Source organism: Vibrio sp. A8-1 (assembly GCF_013048685.1).
GTDB classification, from domain to species: Bacteria; Pseudomonadota; Gammaproteobacteria; order Enterobacterales; family Vibrionaceae; genus Vibrio; species Vibrio metschnikovii.
The window spans coordinates 1-579 of sequence record NZ_VHTC01000129.1 but is presented as its reverse complement, the minus strand read 5'-3'; the positions used below and the strand labels follow the sequence as shown (position 1 = coordinate 579).

General features: G+C 48.2%; 1 pseudogene. It reads left to right on the top strand.

The window, feature by feature from the left end:
* Window positions 1–162 precede the first annotated feature (162 nt).
* Window positions 163–579: pseudogene (locus FKN93_RS17575) on the top strand (hypothetical protein); the annotation flags it as partial.

Here is a 579-nt window from a genome sequence, read left to right as displayed (position 1 = left end):
AGCTTAAAGCTCTGTTGGTGGGGCTGCCTGGCTGGCAAAAAGTATGACCGTACGCACACTATTCCCCTTTAAGTTATCGATCCTCACGATCATGTTGACCGATCCCACAATGCTGGAATAATTGAGCGCATCAGCACTGCAAGCCAGCCGACAGGAACTTAAATGGCGCAAGACTTTACCGATATTGACAGCGAAGAGCTGGACGGGCTTATCCAGCGAGTGCACGAGGCAAAGGAGCACGACTTAGCACTGAGTGCGGAAGATTGCCACATCTTGTTGAAGGCATTAAAGACGCTGGCTGCCTTGCAAGAGCGTCTGTCTGACAACGATATCACCCTGCATAAATTGCGTAAGTTGGTTGGCATGGTCAAGTCATCAGAAACGATGGACACTCTACTCGGCCAGAAAAATAAGAAAAACAAAAACCGCGGTCAAAAACGTCCTAAGCCTAAAAATACCCAACCCAGCACACCACCAGTGAAACCGAAAGTCACTCAGCATAAACTGGACGATCTAAAGAAAGGCGATAGTTGCCCCGAGTGTCAAAAAGGCAAGTTATATAAATACGAGCCCGCTACG